The sequence below is a fragment of the Arthrobacter sp. 05T410 genome (genome assembly GCF_056396505.1).
This window is the reverse complement of the sequence record NZ_JBFTLP010000008.1, coordinates 39,763-55,851: the sequence shown is the minus strand read 5'-3', so window position 1 is coordinate 55,851 and position 16,089 is coordinate 39,763. Positions and strand designations below refer to the sequence as shown.

The window sequence follows — 16,089 nt, the reverse complement described above, 5'->3', positions numbered from 1 at the left end:
TCTACTTCGCTGCGTTGGCGAGCTCGGCAGCCTTGTCGGCGCCCTCGTCCATGGTGGCGGCCAGGGTAACCAGCGGGTGGTTGGCCTCGGCCAGGATGCGGCGGCCTTCCTCAACGTTGTTGCCGTCGAGGCGGACTACCAGCGGCTTGTTCGCGGAGTGGCCCAGCTCGGCCAGTGCACCGACGATGCCCTTGGCGACGGCGTCACAGGCGGTGATGCCGCCGAAGACGTTGACGAAGACGGACTTGACCTGCGGGTCGCCCAGGATGACGTCGAGGCCTGCTGCCATGACCTCGGCGGAAGCTCCACCGCCGATGTCCAGGAAGTTCGCGGGCTTGACGTTGCCGTGGTTCTCGCCGGCGTAAGCAACGACGTCGAGGGTGGACATGACCAGGCCGGCACCGTTACCGATGATGCCGACTTCGCCGTCCAGCTTGACGTAGTTGAGGTCCTGCGCCTTGGCCTTGGCCTCGAGCGGGTCAGCAGCGTCCTTGTCTTCAAGGTGGGCGTGCTTGGGGTGGCGGAAGTCGGCGTTCTCGTCGAGGGAGACCTTGCCGTCAAGTGCAACGATGTCGCCGGCGCCGGTCAGGACCAGCGGGTTGACCTCCACAAGAGTGGCGTCTTCCTTCTTGAAAACGTCCCAGAGCTTCAGGATTACGCTGGCGACCTTGCCACGCAGTTCCTCGGCGAAGCCTGCCGCGGCGACGATTTCGTCGGCCTTGGCCTGGTCGATGCCCACGGCCGGGTCGATCGAGATCTTGGCCAGGGCCTCGGGGCGCTCAACGGCGAGCTGCTCGATTTCCATGCCGCCTTCAACCGAGCACATGGCCAGGTAGTTGCGGTTGGCCCGGTCCAGAAGGACGGAGAAGTAGTATTCCTCGGCGATGTCTGCACCCTGGGCGATCATCACCCGGTGCACGGTGTGGCCCTTGATGTCCATCCCGAGGATGTTGGTGGAGTGTTCAAACGCTTCGTCAGCGGTCTTCGCGACCTTGACGCCGCCGGCCTTGCCGCGGCCTCCGGCCTTGACCTGCGCCTTTACGACAGTTACGCCGCCGATTTTTTCGGCAGCTGCCTTTGCTTCTTCAGGGGTGTGCGCCACGATGCCAGCAAGCACGGGTACACCGTGCGCCTCGAACATATCGCGCGCCTGATATTCAAACAGGTCCACGGTTTAGTGTCCTTCTACGTCGAAGTAGTTTCTGTACAGCCGGACCCCACGTTCTCGCGGTTACCGGGCTGCGGAATAAACGCACCCTGCGACAAGCTTGGAAACGAGCCACACGGCGCAATGCTCCTTTGGGAACTCTAGTCCTTCGATCGGACCAGCCTGTTCCAGAGTACCGGTTATGTGAGTAAGGACACTATTCTATGGAGCGTAGAAAAACCGCTAGATTACGGGGTTTTTGGGGTGTCCGACGGCGCTCCGAAGGCCGGCGCGGGCGTGCCAGACCCGCGTTCGTAATGTACGGCGAACGCCCGTGCATCCGGCTGCACGGGGTGCTGGCGGACCGGTCTCCGGACTCCCGTTGGGTCTTCAGCCAAACGTCCAGCTACGCGGTCAGTTAGGCGTCCAGCTTGGTCAGCGGCGCGTAGCGCAGCAGCAGCCGCTTCTCGCCGATGTCGAACTTGACCTTGGCGACCGTCTTGTCCCCGGCGCCCTCCACCGCCAGGACGGTGCCGTTGCCGAAGCTGGTGTGGTTGACCTTGTCCCCCACGCTGACGGCGACGACTTCCTTCTGCGGCTGGACCCTGTTCTTGGCCACCGCGGCGGGAACGTCGGCGTTGAAGCCGGCGGACGGGCTGGCCGCGGCGCCGCGGGCTGTCCCGGCACCCCAGAACGATCCGCCGTAGCGGCTGGACCCGATCCCGGCACCGCTCCCCCAGCCTCCGCTCTGGCGGCTGGCGCCTTCGCGCTTCCATTCGACGAGCTCGGCGGGGATCTCCTCGATGAACTGGCTCGCAGGGTTGTACTGGCTCTGGCCCCACATGCTGCGGACCTCGGACCTGGTCAGGTAGAGACGCTTGCGGGCACGGGTCAGCCCCACGTAGGCCAGCCGGCGTTCCTCGGCCAGTTCCTTGGGATCGGTGGCGGAGCGCTGGTGCGGGAACAGCCCGTGCTCCATGCCGGTAAGGAACACCACCGGGAATTCCAGGCCCTTCGCGGTGTGCAGCGTCATCAGGGTCACGACGCCGAGCCGCTTGGCTTCGGCGACGGCGGCCGCCAGGTTTTCGGCGTCACCGCCGGGGGCGTCCGGGATCTGGTCGGCGTCGGCCACGAGGGAGACCTGCTCCAGGAAGGCTCCGAGCGAGCCTTCGGGGTTGTCGCGTTCGTATTCCCGGACGACGGCGACCAGTTCGGCGAGGTTCTCCACCCTGGACTCGTCCTGCGGATCGGTGCTGGAACGCAGCCCGGCAAGGTAGCCCGTTTGTTCGAGCACGGCTTCGAGAGCCGCGGCCGCGCCGGAGCCGGAAGCGACCTCGGAGAGGTCGTCGAGGAGTTTCACGAAGCCCAGCACGGCGTTGACCGAACGCGTCGCCATGCCCGGGGCTTCATCTGCGCGCCGCGCGGCGGCCATGAAGGAGGTGCGCTCACGCTCTGCCAGGGCGGCGACGGCACCCTCGGCTCGGTCACCGATCCCGCGCTTGGGTTCGTTGAGGATGCGGCGGAGGTTGACGTCGTCGTCCGGGTTGACCAGGACGCGCAGGTAGGCGAGGGCGTCCTTGATCTCCTTGCGCTCGTAGAAGCGGGTGCCGCCGACCACCTTGTAGGGCAGGCCCACGCGGACCAGGACGTCCTCGATCGAGCGGGACTGGGCGTTGGTGCGGTAGAAAATGGCGACGTCGCCGGGGCGCAGGTTGCCCTCGTCCTGGAGCCGGTCAATTTCCTTGGCGATGAACTGGGCCTCGTCGTGTTCGTTCTCGCCAACGTAGCCGACGATCTTCTCGCCGTCGCCCTCGGCCGTCCAGAGCCGTTTCTCCGGCCGGTTGGGGTTGCGGGAGATCACCGAGTTGGCGGCGCTGAGGATGGTCTGGGTGGAGCGGTAGTTCTGCTCGAGCTTGATGGTGCGGGCGTCCGGGTAGTCCTTTTCGAACTCCACGATGTTGCGGATGTCCGCGCCGCGGAAGGCGTAGATGGACTGGTCTGAATCGCCGACGACGGTGAGCTCGGCGGCGTCGGGACCCTCGCCGACGATCTCGCGCACCAGGGCGTACTGGGCATGGTTGGTGTCCTGGTATTCGTCCACGAGGACGTGCCGGAAGCGGCGCCGGTAGGAGTCGGCGAGCGCCGGGAAGGCCCGGAACATGTAGACGGTCTCGGCGATCAGGTCATCGAAGTCCATGGCGTTGGCCTGGCGCAGGCGCTGGGTGTAGCCCTTGAAGACCTCGGCGACGGCCTGCTCGAAGGGATCGTTGTAGTTTGCGCTGGAGGAGTAGCTGTCGGCGTCGATCAGCTCGTTCTTGAGCGCGGAGATCTTGTGCTGGATGGCCTTGGGCGCGAAGCGCTTGGGGTCAAGGTCCAGGTTCTTGGCGACCAGGGTGATCAGGCGCAGCGAGTCGGCGGAGTCGTAGATCGAGAAGTTGGAGTTGAGCCCGACGTTCTTGGCCTCGCGGCGCAGGATCCGGACGCAGGAGGAGTGGAAGGTGGAGATCCACATGGTCTTGGCCCGGCCGCCGACCAGCGCCTCGATCCGTTCCCGCATTTCGGCCGCGGCCTTGTTGGTGAAGGTGATGGCCAGGATCTCGCCGTGGTGCGCCCGCCTCGTGGCGATCAGGTAGGCGATCCGGTTGCTAAGCACGCGGGTCTTGCCCGACCCGGCGCCGGCGACAATCAGCAGGGCGCTGCCGGCGTGCTTGACCGCTTCTTCCTGCTCGGGGTTGAGCCCCTCCAGGAGTTCGCCGGCGTTCGGAAGCTGCGGGCGGTCCCAGCCGCCGTCAGGGCCGTCGCCGTGCGGGGCGGCGCCGTGCGGGGCGGCGCCGTGCAGGTTTCCGCCGTGCGGGGCGGAATCCGGTCCGGAATCCAGGCCCGCCAGGCCGGACCCGGAGCGCGATTTAGTGCCTGCCGCCGCCTTGGAGGCAGCTTGGAAGGGTCCGTCGGCGTAAGGGTCAAACAACATATCCATGGTGTATCTAAGTCTAGGCGGTGGCGCTGACAGCCGTGTCCGCCCGTCGGGACATGCCCTCCCTACCCGCGCCCAGTGGACATAATCCCCCTGCGCCCAGTCCTGACCTAGAAGAATGAGCATGCCCCGCGGAAGCTGTCATGGAGAAGACCCGGGTTGTTCTGAAGACCGCCGAGGTTGTTCTGAACAATGAGCATGCGCTACGGACACAGCTCTGCCCAACGGACATGTCCTCCGCCACCCGTGACCACTGGACATACTCCCTTGGTGCCCGCTCCTGACAGCGAAAAATGAGCATGCCCCCTGGAGCCCGCCGCGAACAATGAGCATGTCCCGCGGGGAGGTCCGGCAGGCGGGAAGCTAGCCGACGCCCCCGGAGCTGAGCGCGGCGCGCAGCTGCTGGACCGCCGTCGTGCCTCCCGCGATGAACCAGTCGAGTCCGTTGACGCGCACGACGTCGGTCGCGCCGCCGGCCGCCTCCACGATCGCCTTCCCGGGCAGCCAGTCCCACTCGGGGCAGCTGTGCTGGAACCAGCAGCCGAGCTCTCCGTCCGCGACCCGGCCGAGGTCGCAGGAGCCGGACCCGAACATGCGCAGCGCGGCCGCCGACGTCGCTGCCGCGTGCCAGGGCATGGCACACATCGGATCGGCAAGCCACGTCGGGTGGATGTAGGTTGCCGCGCCGAGATCAGCCAGCGGCGTGTCGGAGCGTCCGGTGCCACCGGACGCGCCGGGCAGGAAGGTGACCAGTTTTTCGCCATTGAGCGTCGCCGCACGGGACGTCCCGCCCAGCCAGAGTTTGTCCTCCTCCGGCTGGAAGATGGCGCCGAGCCCTGCACCGGAGGAATCCTTCAGGGCAATGGCCGAGCACCAGTACGTGGATCCATGCAGGAAGTTGAAGGTCCCATCGACGGGGTCAATGACCCAGGTCCGGCCGCTGCTGCCCGCCACAGAGGCGCCTTCCTCGCCCAGGACGGCGTCATCGGGGCGGCAGCGCCGAAGCTGTTCCAGCACGTAGGATTCGGCGGCGTGGTCGGCGGCCGTGACCACGTCCGAGACCGACGTCTTCTGCCTGCCTTCAAGCCCGGCCTGCCGCATCAACAGCGCCAGGGTGCCGGCCTCGCGGACCAGGGCCTCGGCCAGTTGGTAGTCATCCAGTGAGGGGTCGAGATCTGCGGTGCTGTGCCGGCCGAGCCGGTGTTTTCCTAGTTCGGTCACGCGTCCCAGACTATCGGCGCCCGATGGCAGTGAACAGCCGGCGCGGGCACCAGGGCAGACGGCGGCGCGGAGGGGTGTGCAGGACGGGCGATAATGGAGCCATGGCCAAGACACCCGCGCAGCGGATCAAAAAGCACGGCGCCAACGCGGCGGTCCCCCAGCACCATCTCCCTCCGGTGATCAATCCGACCACCAGCCGGACACCGCAGAAGGCACAGAGCAACAGCAATCTGATTGTCATCGCCGGGGTCGTGGCCAGCCTGTTCCTGTTCTGGTATCTGCACCTGCTCACCCTCAACCAGCTCACCCAGTTGTCGGGCGGCCAGGCAATGCCCGACTCGTTGGTGGGCGGCTTTGACCTGGGGTTCGTGGAGCATTTGCGCGCGGCCATGGACGCCGATGCCCGGGGCCAGCTGAACTATGTCCACAAGACGGCCGGGATGCTCTTCCCGCTGATCTTTGGCTTCACCTGGCTGCTGCTGATCGGAACCAACGTGGCCCGGAAATCCCTGCGCTGGGCGCTGTGGTCGCTGCCGCTGCTCTTTGCTGCGGTCCGGCTGTGGGGCAACACGGTGATCGATGAAATGATGTCCGCCGACACTCTCGACGGCGCTCAGGTCGCCCTGGCCTCCGGGCTCACTGTGGCCGGCTGGGTCCTTCTGGCGCTGAGCGTCGTGGCCGGCGTCGCCGCCGTGTTACTCGGACGCAAGGCTGCCGCGGCTTCGGCCACCCCGGGACATGTCCAGTCCTGATTCGCGCGGCAGGGCTAGTTCTCTATTCCCGGCTTAGGACACCGGACATGTCCATTCTTGGTTGCGGTGGCTGGAGTCGTCCCTCGCACCCGGCCCCGAGCACGGGACATGTCCAGCGTTCGGCCCGGCCGGTGGACATCTTGCCATTATGTCCATCCCTCAAGTCCAGCGGAGGGCATGTCCACTCAGAGCTGGCTCAGGGCGCGGCCGTGAGGAATTCCCGGGCCTGTTCGGCACGTTGCGGGGCGCCAGCCTTCTCAAAGTGGTCGGCTGCTTCCAGCAGGTGCGTCTGCGCCTCGGAAGCGTTCCCCACGGCAGCATGGGACCGGCCCAGCAACAGAGAGGCCTCGCCCAGAATCTGCGGTGACGTCTTTTCCGCGACGGTGCTGATCTCGGTCAGGATGGCGATGGCCGCCTGCGGGTCACCCGCCAGGAAATTCCAGTGACCGCGGTTCAGTTTCAGCAAAATGTGGTCCTCATCGGATCCGCCAATGACGTCCGTGGCCAGTTCAGCGCGTTCGATGCAGCGGAGTGTGTCCGCATCGGCGACCTCGGCGGCCAGGCGCATTGCCGCGGATGCTTTGTTGAATTTGGCCCAAATATCAAGATTTCGAGCCGGCGAAAAAGTTTCCGCCGCGAGCTCGTGATATTCAAGCCCCTCTGCCACTTTATTGCAGAGAAACGCAACATTGCCGATAACCCAGTAGGCCTTGCCGACCAGCTGGTCGTCGACCTCGTTGGATATGTCGTCGGCCAGCATCAGGCTCTCGCTCCAGGCCTCCTCCAACCTGCCGCTTTCGGCGAGAGCAGCGATGAGGGCCTGCCGGGCTTTGACGTTATTTTCCACGTCACCCGCCCCCGAAGATAAACGCGCGGCCATCCGCGCTGCGTCGGCCGCCTGCCCCAACATCCCGGCGCCCTGCCTGGCTTTTGCGAGCAGGATATTTGCCTTGCCGCGGGCATCTTCAGCCGGAGCTCCGAAGGCGCCATCCACCAGTTCGGCGGCAAGCGCGGCGCAGGCCTCAAAATCGCCGGCGTCAAGCAGATTCTCCGCCTGAAAGAGCCGCATGCCCCAGGCAGCCGTCAGGTCACCGTCGTTCGTCGCGATTTCCGAGGCCACCTGGGCGCTGCTGGCCGCACGGCCGAAGTCGTGGCTGCTTCGATGTTCCCGAGCCTGCAACTCTGCAGCGGCGTAGGACGGTGAAACTGAGTTTCGTTGCATGCCTCAATTATCCGTTGCCGCGAGAGCGGAATCGAACCAGCCACGCAAGAAGGACCTGCGCAGGGTTCACGCAAGATTCACACACGAGTGTGAATATCACATCCGGCGACAATTCTTTATAAATTGTTACCTTGTGGCGTGTCGATCTCCCCTATACTAAACCTGCATCACATGAGTCACATCAGCCTCTTACGTATCAGGAGTCCAAATGAAGAAAATCCTTGCAACGCTCCTCGTCGCCGGCGCGCTGGCCGGCGCCGGCCTGTCCGCCTCAGCAGCAGTGTCTGCCTCCAGCGGTTCGAGCCAGGGCTCCGTTGTAGCGGTCGGCTGGTGGCCGAACTCCACTCCGAAGAACTAATCGGAAACGGAACGGCTGCGGCGGGCATCGGACATCAAGTCCGGGCCCGCCGCTTTTCATTTAAGGGACACCATCTAGACCGCATCACGGCGACATGGAGACGAAAGCACAGCACCAACCAGCCCCGCCCCAACAACCATCAACCCGGAGCTACAAGAGCTTTCCACCCCCCGCAAACAACGCCACAATCTCGCCCGCCGGCGCGGGCCGGCCAAAGTAGTAGCCCTGCCCGCTGCCGCAGCCCATCTCGCGCAGGACTTCCGCCTGTTCCGCCGTCTCGATCCCCTCGGCCAGCGCCTTCAGGCCGCAGGCGTGGATGAGGTGCAGCACGGCGGCTACGAAGTCCCGCTGTTGCTCGTCGTCGCCGAGGCCGTTGATCAGGCTCCGGTCGATCTTGACCACGTTCACCGGAAGCTTGCGCAGGTAGCTGATGGAGGAATAGCCGGTCCCGAAGTCATCGATCTCGAGTTGGACGCCGAGCCGGCGAAGGCCGTTGAGCGAATACTGGTCGACGTCGCCGCCGTTGACCGCCATGGACTCGGTCAGTTCCACGATCAGGTTTGATGCATCCACGCCGGTCTCCCTGAGGATGTCCCGCACATGTTCGATCAGCTCGAGGTTTTGCAGTTCGGTGGTGGAAATGTTGACCCGGACGTTAAAGGTGCTGTCCACCTGCAAGTCCTGCTGCCATTTGCGCAATTGGCGCACGGCATTGCGCAGCACCCAGTGGCCCAGGTCCACGATCATGCCGGTTTCCTCGGCCAGGGGAATGAACTGGTCCGGCATGAGCAGACCGCGCTCCGGGTGGTTCCACCGGACCAGCGCCTCCACACCCTCGATCCTGCCGGTCGCGAGGTCTACCACCGGCTGGTAGTGCAGGGTCAGCTGGTCCTGCCGGATGGCTTCGCGCATTTCCGTAATCATGACGCTCTGCAGCCGGCGCGCGTACAGCAGGGCCGGCTCGAAGACTTTGATGCTGCTGTGCTGCTGCGCCTTGGCCGCGTACATGGCCGTGTCGGCCTCCATGACCAGGTCATCGACGGACTGGCCGGGTTCCGCGATCCGCAGGCCGATGCTCGTTCCGCAGGTGACTTTCAGGTCCCCGACGTCGAGGCTCTCGCTGAGTGCCTTGAGGATCCTGTTCGCTACCCTGCGTGCCCGGACCAGATTGGACTTCGGCAGCATGACGGCGAATTCGTCGCCGCCAAGGCGCGCCACGGTGTCAGTCTCGCGGACGGCGTCCTGGAGCCGGCGTGCGATGGCCCGCAGGACGTCGTCGCCGGCGCTGTGCCCCAGGGTGTCGTTAATGCCCTTGAAGGAATCGAGATCCAGAATCAGGAGGGCCGGCGGCATTTCGCCGCGCGAGGACTCCGCCAGCGCATGGCTCAGGACCGAGTTCAGTGCCGTCCGGTTGGCGAGTTGGGTCAGTGGGTCGGTCAGCGCCATGCGTTCGAGCTCCACCTGCGCCTCGCGCAGCATTGCCGTGCGGCTTTCGACCCGCTCTTCCAGCTCCTGGTAGATGGTCTGCAGGTCATCGGCCATCAGGTTGATGCCGGCGATGACGGCGGCGACGTCGTCGCGGGCTCCCGAATGCGGGATCCGGGTGCTCAGATCGCCGCCGGCGATCCGCACGATGCCTTCCACGAGGGCGTGCAGCCTGGGGTCCGGTGCTTCATTCTTCACGGGTGTACTGCCTTAGCCACTCAACGGCCGCGGATTCGGAGGTGAAGAACTGGGCCGGGATCGTCTCGCTTCGGGACCGCAGGAGGTAGTGGGCAATGACCCGGTCCACCGGGCTCTCGCCCACCAGGGCGAACGCTGTCGCCGCTATGGAACCGCTGTAGACCCGGCGGGCCTCCATGCTGACACCGACGACGCCGGTGATCACCAGGAGCACCGGCATCCGCCGTCCCGCGGCGAGCGTGCGGACGATGTCGCCGGCGATGCGCGCCTCCGGACCCTCGATCTCCTGGTTGGCGGGCAACAGGACCTCGATGATTCCGCCGTCGATCATCCGCACCCCGATGCTACGGGTGGCACCGCCGTCGGCGAGCGCACCGTCGGTCGCCCGGGCCGCGGTGACCGCCGCCGCCCCCAGAACGACGCCGGCCGCGGCCGCCGTGTCCGGCAGGCCCTCCGGCAGCCGCCCCTCGGGCCCGGCCAGGGCCTCGAGCGTCATCGGACCGCAATTCGACGGCGGCGGTCCGCGGAGCCCCGGAGGTCACGGTTCAGCCGTCGGTCGCCGTGATAGAGAATCGTTTCCCAGTCGACTTCCTCGGCTGTCTTGGCAATCACGGGACTCTCCTTCGCTTTCTTGGGCCTGGGACTGACATACAGCCAGTTAACCACCCCGAGGAAGACATCCACCGCGGAGTTGAAGACTCCGATGTAGGCGCGGATCGCGCCGGCAGCGAGGATGGCGTTGACGGAGGCGAAGGCCACATTGCCCCAGTTCCCCACTTGCGCGTCCCGCCATACGGTCAGCAGCGAGAAGGCGACGATCGCGTACGGGGTCAGGACGTAGATCGCCGGGGCGGCGGTGCGGTCCTTGACTTTGGGCGTGCGGGCGAAGGGAATCTTGTCGCCTGTGACGGCCTGCTGCAGCGATTTCAGCACGCCCGCCAGGTTGACCGGCAGCAGCACGAGGTTGAAGCCGTAGATCCGGAGGATGTCGCTGAAGCGGTGGCCGCAGTCGCGCAGGTCGCTGCCCATGGCCAGGAAGTACGGCAGGGCGGCGATGAATACGATCGGGCTCAGCAGCCGGCTGTCATAGGGGTACGCCAGGAGGAAGACGAGACCAAAGCTGGCCCACGCGATGGAGGCCATGTAATTCACCCGCAGCAGCACCTCCCGGAACAGGATCGCGCGGCGCTCGGACCGGTGTTGGCGGAGCTGGACCCACAGCTTGGGCAGGATCAGCAGGCCGCCGTTCGCCCAGCGCCGGCGCTGGACTACGAGGGAGCCGAAGTCCGGGGGCGTGGCGCTGTAGCTGAGCCGTTCCGGATAGTTCACCAGGGTCCAGCCGTGCTGGCCGAGATCGATGCTGGATTCGGTATCTTCGATGACGGTTCGGTCCTGGATGTAGGTCCGGATCTCGAAGGCCCCGTTGGTTTCCACCTCGACGATGTCCTCCAGGGCGCGTTTGCGGATGACGGCGTTGGCGCCCACCCAGAACGTCGCACCGTAGTAGGTCATGCCCTGGTGGAGGATGTGCTGGAGGTCGGTGGTGGCTCCGGCGACCCGTTCGATGCGGGTGGGGGCACCACGGAAGGAGGAATACGGCGTCTGGGTGACCGCGACGCGCTCGTTGCCGGCCGATTCCAGGAAGTAGACCAGCCGGAGGCAGTAGTCGCGCAGAAGCAGCGAGTCGGCGTCGAGCGTCAACAGGTAAGTCGTGTCCCGGACGTCCATGATCTCGCAGTCCAGTTCCGGGGCGACGCCGGCGCCCACCTTGCGCAGGATCACGCCGTCGGCGGTGGTTTCCTTCTGCCAGGTGTGGCCCATCAGGGAAATGTAGGCATTGAGGTTCATGGCCTTGTTCGCCTCGTGGGAAAGGCTCTCGTATTTTTTGCGTTCGAACGTTTCGGTGGAGACGTTGAAGATCCAGGTCAGCCGGAGGTACAGCTCTTCGATCCGGGTGCGCGGCGGCGAGGTCTGCTGGGCCAGCGCAGCGTTCAGTCCCAGGAGTACGAGCCTCAGCTCGCGGGCCAGGCCCATCAGGACGAGGTCGACGAAGAACTCGTCGACGTGGTCCTCCACCGTTTCGGCAGCAGCCATCGATTCAAGCCATTCGGCGGCTGCCTCATATTCGGCGATCAGCAGGGCCACCTCGGCGGCAGTGCCGCGCCCGTGCGCCTTTTCCCGGTTGCGGAAATCGGCCAGGGCAGCATTGAAGCGCGACGCCGGGACGCTGAGTTCTGCGGCGATCTCCGCAGTCAGTGCGCGGGTCTTGTCCAGCCGGACCCGGTCACCAAGGTCTGAGGGATGCGGCGGGTCATCGAGCAGCAACACCACTTTGAGGTCCGGGAACTCCTGCAGCGCCGCGGACCACAGCGTCGCCCGCACCACCTGGGGTTCTTCGGCGTAGGAGGGCACCAGCACGGTGATGCCCTCGGCGTACTCGGCGAAGTGCCGGTCAAGCTCGCCGCGCGGCACCCTGGCATGGTCCCGGAACCGGTACAGGGCGCCCTGCCGGGCCATCAGGTACATGAGGGCGGAAAACGTCAGGAATGTTACGACGATTAGGTAGGAGACCGTCTCAAACTGAAACCGGAAACCCGCATTGGGGTTGTCCGCGAGCTCTTTCAGAATGGTGGAAATAACGTATGTTACCCAGGCCGCCAGCGTCGTGAGAATTCCCAGGCGGCCAAGGATTATTTTGCGCCGGGACGGTCTCGGATGAACAATTGACAGCGGCTCGGAACGCCGCTCTGCTCCCCATTGACGGCGCCGGACCGCACCTTTTTGTTCGGTGGTCGCGCTTTCCGAATCCAAGCGCGGCAAGACAAGCTGATCTGGCATTAGTCCCCATAAGACTGCAAAGTCGGCATATTGGCGCGCGCCTACGGCAAAACCCGCACGCCGCACCGGAATGTTCCGGTGAGTGCCCTTATGATAATGCAAGGTCAGAGGCTTGCCGGACATCAGACACCCCGGAAATTTCACGAGCTGATGCCGGCTGCCGGCGCGTGCCCGGCTGCCCAACGAAAGACGCACAAGGGGGGGCCCCGTGTCCGAACGATTCCCAGGCCGCAAACTATCTGTGGTCCGGCTGGGTGTACTCATCGGCGCCGTGGTGGCGGCCGCCGGCGGCGGCGTTGTCGCATGGGGCAACTTCCAGGACGTCCGGGCGGCCGAGGCCATCCCGTCCGTTTTCTCGGGATATGTCGATGTCACGGCCACGCCCCGGTACGCATTCGAGGACCCGGCGTCCAAGGAAGCCGAAAAGGTCGTGCTGTCCTTCGTGGTGGCTGATCCCAAGGAGCCGTGCTCACCTTCCTGGGGGGCGGCCTACTCCCTCTCCGACGCCGCGGCCTCACTGGACCTGGACCGGCGGGTGGCCCGGCTTCAGCAGCTCGGCGGCAGCGTGGCGGTGTCCTTCGGCGGGCTGGCCAACCAGGAGTTGGCCGTCACGTGCACCGATCCTGCCCAGCTCAAGTCGGCGTACCGGACAGTCGTCGACCGCTACCAGGTCAGCAGCATCGATCTGGACGTGGAAGGCGAGGCCCTGTCCGACCCCGCGGCCCTTCAGCGGCGCTCAGTGGCCATCGCAGCGCTCCAGCAGGAGCGCCAGCGCGAGGGCAAGTCCCTGAGCGTCTGGCTGACGCTGCCGGCGGATCCCAACGGCCTCACGGCGACCGGCAGCGACGCTGTCCAGAAGGTGATCGCTGCGGGGGTCGACCTCACCGGCGTGAACGCCATGACCATGGACTACGGCGGAAGCATGCTGCCGGGCCGGTCGATGTACGAGAACGCGGTATCCGCCGCGGAAGCCACCCATCAGCAACTGACCGGCCTGTACCGGGCCGCCGGCACCGAACTCGGCAGCGGAACGGTGTGGCGCAAAGTCGGGTTGACGCCGATGATCGGCCAGAACGACGTCGCCGGCGAAATTTTCACCCTCAAGGACGCCCAGGAACTCAGCGCCTACGCCAGTGCCCGCGGCATCGGCCGGCTTTCCATGTGGTCCCTGAACCGTGACCGCACCTGCAGCCAGAACTTCCCGGACGTCACGAAGGTTTCCGATGGCTGCAGCGGCGTGGACCAGGGAAGCTCGTCCTTCGCCACGATCCTCGGCGCGGGTGTCATGGCCAGCCCGTCGTCTGCGCCTGCCGCCGCGGCTGCGCCGACGCCGGTCCCGGCCGTCAGCGACAATCCCTCCACCAGCCCGTACCCGGTGTGGTCCGAGAACACCGCCTACACCGCCGGGGAGCGGATCGTATGGCATTCGAACGTCTACGAGGCCAAATGGTGGACCCGCGCCGACACCCCGGATGATCCCGTCCTCCAGGGCACCGCGACCCCCTGGCGCATTATCGGTCCGGTCCTGGCCGCTGACCGGCCTACCCCGCAGCTGACGGCACCGGCCGGGACCGCCCCGGCGTGGCAGCCCGCCACGGTCTACCGCAAGGGCGCACGGGTGCTCTTCGAAGGTCGGGTCTTCGAAGCAAAATGGTGGACCCAGACCGACAGCCCCGAAGCTGCGCTGCAGGGATCGCCGGAGTCGCCGTGGTCAAAGCTGCGGGACGAGGAACTGATGAAGCTCATGGCCCCGGCGACGGCGACTGCCACCCCGCTTCCCAGCGCGACGGCGTCCGCGCCGGCGCCCTAAGGGCCCGCTTCACCGGGCCCGGGCCCTCCAGCCCGGGCCTTGTGGCCTGCACGGGCCCGCCTCAACGTGCCTGCCTCAGCGGGCCTGGGCCCGGGCGAGCTTGCGCGCCGTGCGTTCGTGCTGGACCCGCTGGGCGATGACAAGGCCGGCCGCGGCGACGCCGACGGTGATGGGATAGCCCATGAGCCGTTCCAGGGCACCGGGTTCCGGCACGTGCATGCCCGTCAGCCCGCCCGCAATGAGCGCCGCCAAGGACACGGCCCCGCAGCCCAGGATGAACCACCCGAGCGGCGTCTGCCGGAGCCAAAGCCAACCGAGAATCAGGAGCGCCAGGGCGCCGGCGGCGAAGTACATCAGGGCGCCGGCCAGGTGCCAGGCCGATCCCGTGTCCTCGGGCACCAGCCCCACGATGACCGTTCCTGCCCCGGCGGCGCCGGTCAGCAGCCGGGCGGCGGCCGCTGCCACCACCCCTGCGCCCCAGCGCGCGCGGCCGTGCGCCTGCCCCGATACCCGGCCGCGCCGGAGGGGCACTCCGGTCCGCGCGGCACAGCACAGGAGCGCCGAGCCGAGCAGCAGCGCGCCGACCACCATGCCAAGGCCTTGGACCACAAATGACGCGTTCATCAGCAGGTGCGCCGGCGAGCAGACGTCCCGGCCGGAGAACTCTCCGCACGCCACGGCGCCGAGGTCGCTGATGTAGCCCGTGCGGCGGCTGTATGGCTCCGCTCCCGCCCAGGCACCGATCACAGCCGACTCGGCCACGAAATACTGCAGTACGCTCAGCTTCGCCAGGGCCCCGACGTAAAACCTGGTCTCGGCCACATCGGGGTAGTAGAGGGCTCCGGCGGAAAGCTCGGTGGTTCCTGCAGTCATGCCAAGAGCGTAGTACGCGCGCTCACCTTGTATGCTTATATCCGTGTCCGACCGGACCGGCCCCGGCCGCCCGCGGATACCCGCCCTCGTAGCTCAGTGGATAGAGCACGGCTCTCCTAAAGCCGGTGTCGTTGGTTCGATTCCAATCGAGGGCACTTGAACATTCCTGCCCCGGACGAAACCCCGGACACGGGTCCGGGCTTTGACCTCCGCGCCTACCTGCGCGGCTCCTGGTCCGTCGACCGCACCCTGCTGGACCGCAGCACCGGCACCAGCGGAACCTTCACCGGCGTCGTACGCTTCACTGCCGACGACGACGGCGGCCTGTGGTGGCGTGAAGAAGGCACCGTGCGCTGGGCACCCTCGGGCGGCGCGCCGTTCTCCGGCCCGGCGAGCCGGGAATATCTGTTGCGGCCGGCGGACACCCCCGATGTCCTGGGCGTGTACTTCCCGGATGGCCGCCCCTTCCACCGCATGGGCTTCGCCGGGCAAACCAATCAGGACGAGCACTGGTGCGACCCGGACACGTACCGCGTGACATACACCTTCCGCGGTCCGGACCAATGCGGCTACCGCTGGGACGTCACCGGGCCGGCCAAGGACCAGCTGCTGGAGTCCGTCCTGCGACGGCTGAAAGCAAAACCAGACGCAAAACCAGAGGCAAAACTAGGAGCAAGACCAAGTGCAGGAACAGACCCGGATCCGGAGACAAAGCCACGCGTGACGCCGGATGCAACCCCGGATGCCGCGCCGGATGCCGCGCCGGATTCAGGGCGCGCCGGGTGAACCCGCGCATCGTCGTCTCCGCCGTCTGCGTTTTCGATCGCTCCGGACGCCTCCTGACCGTCCGCAAACGCGGCACGGACAAGTTCATGCACCCCGGCGGCAAACCCGAGGCCGGCGAAACAGCGGCCCAGGCAGCGGCGCGCGAGCTCCAGGAGGAAGTGGGGATCGTGCTGGCCCCGGACCGCCTGGACCTGCTGGGTTGCTGGCTGGCGGATGCCGCCAACGAGGCGGCCACCCAGATCGAGGCCACGGTCTTCACGGCGCCCGGGGTGTGGAGCGCCCGGCCGTCGGCGGAAATCGCCGAGATCCGCTGGCTGGACCTGTCCGCCGAGCTGCCCGGCGACCTCGCCCCGCTGCTGACGGACCATGTGCTGCCGGCCCTGTCCGCCAAGCCGTCCTGCTAGGACCTCCACCGGCCAGGACCT

General features: G+C 66.4%; 13 protein-coding genes and 1 tRNA gene. 6 read left to right on the top strand and 8 right to left on the bottom strand.

Going from position 1 to position 16,089, the window contains the following annotated elements:
• Position 1: 1 nt before the first annotated feature.
• The 3 genes from sucC to AC1DFR_RS12645 all read right to left on the bottom strand — a co-directional run bounded on the left by sucC (position 2) and on the right by AC1DFR_RS12645 (position 5,342).
• Positions 2–1,171: an ADP-forming succinate--CoA ligase subunit beta gene (gene sucC, locus AC1DFR_RS12655; RefSeq protein ID WP_018776032.1), complete on the bottom strand. Its 1,170-nt coding sequence runs from the start codon at positions 1,169–1,171 to the stop codon at positions 2–4.
• A 394-nt stretch (positions 1,172–1,565) separates the two neighbouring features.
• The gene (gene pcrA, locus AC1DFR_RS12650) at positions 1,566–4,124 is read right to left on the bottom strand and encodes a DNA helicase PcrA (protein ID WP_476873498.1); all 2,559 of its coding nucleotides are present in this window, start codon (positions 4,122–4,124) and stop codon (positions 1,566–1,568) included.
• Positions 4,125–4,484: 360 nt separating this feature from the next.
• Positions 4,485–5,342 carry an inositol monophosphatase family protein gene (locus tag AC1DFR_RS12645; RefSeq protein ID WP_476857096.1) on the bottom strand — a complete coding sequence of 286 codons (858 nt, stop codon included), beginning with the start codon at positions 5,340–5,342 and terminating at the stop codon, positions 4,485–4,487.
• A 101-nt stretch (positions 5,343–5,443) separates the two neighbouring features.
• Between AC1DFR_RS12645 and AC1DFR_RS12640 the strand changes: the two genes are divergently transcribed.
• Positions 5,444–6,094, top strand: coding sequence for a hypothetical protein (locus tag AC1DFR_RS12640; protein WP_476857095.1), 651 nt, complete (start codon positions 5,444–5,446; stop codon positions 6,092–6,094).
• Between the two features lie 196 nt (positions 6,095–6,290).
• Here the strand turns inward: AC1DFR_RS12640 and AC1DFR_RS12635 are convergent, their stop codons facing one another.
• On the bottom strand, positions 6,291–7,214 hold the full coding sequence (locus AC1DFR_RS12635) for a hypothetical protein (RefSeq protein ID WP_476873497.1): 924 nt from the start codon (positions 7,212–7,214) through the stop codon (positions 6,291–6,293).
• Between the two features lie 310 nt (positions 7,215–7,524).
• On the opposite strand from AC1DFR_RS12635, the gene AC1DFR_RS12630 reads away from it, so the two are divergent.
• The gene (locus AC1DFR_RS12630) at positions 7,525–7,674 is read left to right on the top strand and encodes a hypothetical protein (protein WP_164468567.1); all 150 of its coding nucleotides are present in this window, start codon (positions 7,525–7,527) and stop codon (positions 7,672–7,674) included.
• Positions 7,675–7,824: 150 nt separating this feature from the next.
• On the opposite strand, the gene AC1DFR_RS12625 is transcribed toward AC1DFR_RS12630, so the two are convergent.
• The 3 genes from AC1DFR_RS12625 to AC1DFR_RS12615 are packed head-to-tail and all read right to left on the bottom strand — an operon-like array spanning position 7,825 to position 11,883.
• The gene (locus AC1DFR_RS12625; RefSeq protein WP_476873496.1) at positions 7,825–9,357 is read right to left on the bottom strand and encodes a putative bifunctional diguanylate cyclase/phosphodiesterase; all 1,533 of its coding nucleotides are present in this window, start codon (positions 9,355–9,357) and stop codon (positions 7,825–7,827) included.
• A complete protein-coding gene (locus AC1DFR_RS12620; protein WP_476873495.1) occupies positions 9,347–9,853 on the bottom strand; it encodes a DUF7793 family protein in 507 nt (168 codons plus the stop codon). The genes AC1DFR_RS12625 and AC1DFR_RS12620 overlap by 11 nt, the downstream gene beginning before the upstream one ends.
• Positions 9,850–11,883, bottom strand: a complete 2,034-nt coding sequence (locus AC1DFR_RS12615) for a glycosyltransferase family 2 protein (protein ID WP_476873494.1) — start codon at positions 11,881–11,883, stop codon at positions 9,850–9,852. Before AC1DFR_RS12615 ends, AC1DFR_RS12620 begins: the two co-directional genes overlap by 4 nt.
• A 520-nt stretch (positions 11,884–12,403) precedes the next feature.
• On the opposite strand from AC1DFR_RS12615, the gene AC1DFR_RS12610 reads away from it, so the two are divergent.
• Positions 12,404–14,005, top strand: coding sequence for a chitinase (locus tag AC1DFR_RS12610; RefSeq protein ID WP_476873493.1), 1,602 nt, complete (start codon positions 12,404–12,406; stop codon positions 14,003–14,005).
• Between the two features lie 75 nt (positions 14,006–14,080).
• On the opposite strand, the gene AC1DFR_RS12605 is transcribed toward AC1DFR_RS12610, so the two are convergent.
• Entirely contained in the window at positions 14,081–14,878 is a 798-nt protein-coding gene (locus AC1DFR_RS12605; RefSeq protein WP_476873492.1) for a DUF998 domain-containing protein, read from the bottom strand.
• 82 nt (positions 14,879–14,960) lie between these two features.
• On the opposite strand from AC1DFR_RS12605, the gene AC1DFR_RS12600 reads away from it, so the two are divergent.
• From AC1DFR_RS12600 to AC1DFR_RS12590, 3 genes are all read left to right on the top strand, one after another.
• A tRNA-Arg gene (locus AC1DFR_RS12600) sits at positions 14,961–15,033 on the top strand.
• 1 nt (position 15,034) lies between these two features.
• Positions 15,035–15,664, top strand: coding sequence for a DUF6314 family protein (locus AC1DFR_RS12595; protein ID WP_476873491.1), 630 nt, complete (start codon positions 15,035–15,037; stop codon positions 15,662–15,664).
• The gene (locus tag AC1DFR_RS12590) at positions 15,661–16,068 is read left to right on the top strand and encodes an NUDIX hydrolase (protein WP_223914278.1); all 408 of its coding nucleotides are present in this window, start codon (positions 15,661–15,663) and stop codon (positions 16,066–16,068) included. The genes AC1DFR_RS12595 and AC1DFR_RS12590 overlap by 4 nt, the downstream gene beginning before the upstream one ends.
• The last annotated feature ends 21 nt before the right edge of the window (positions 16,069–16,089 follow it).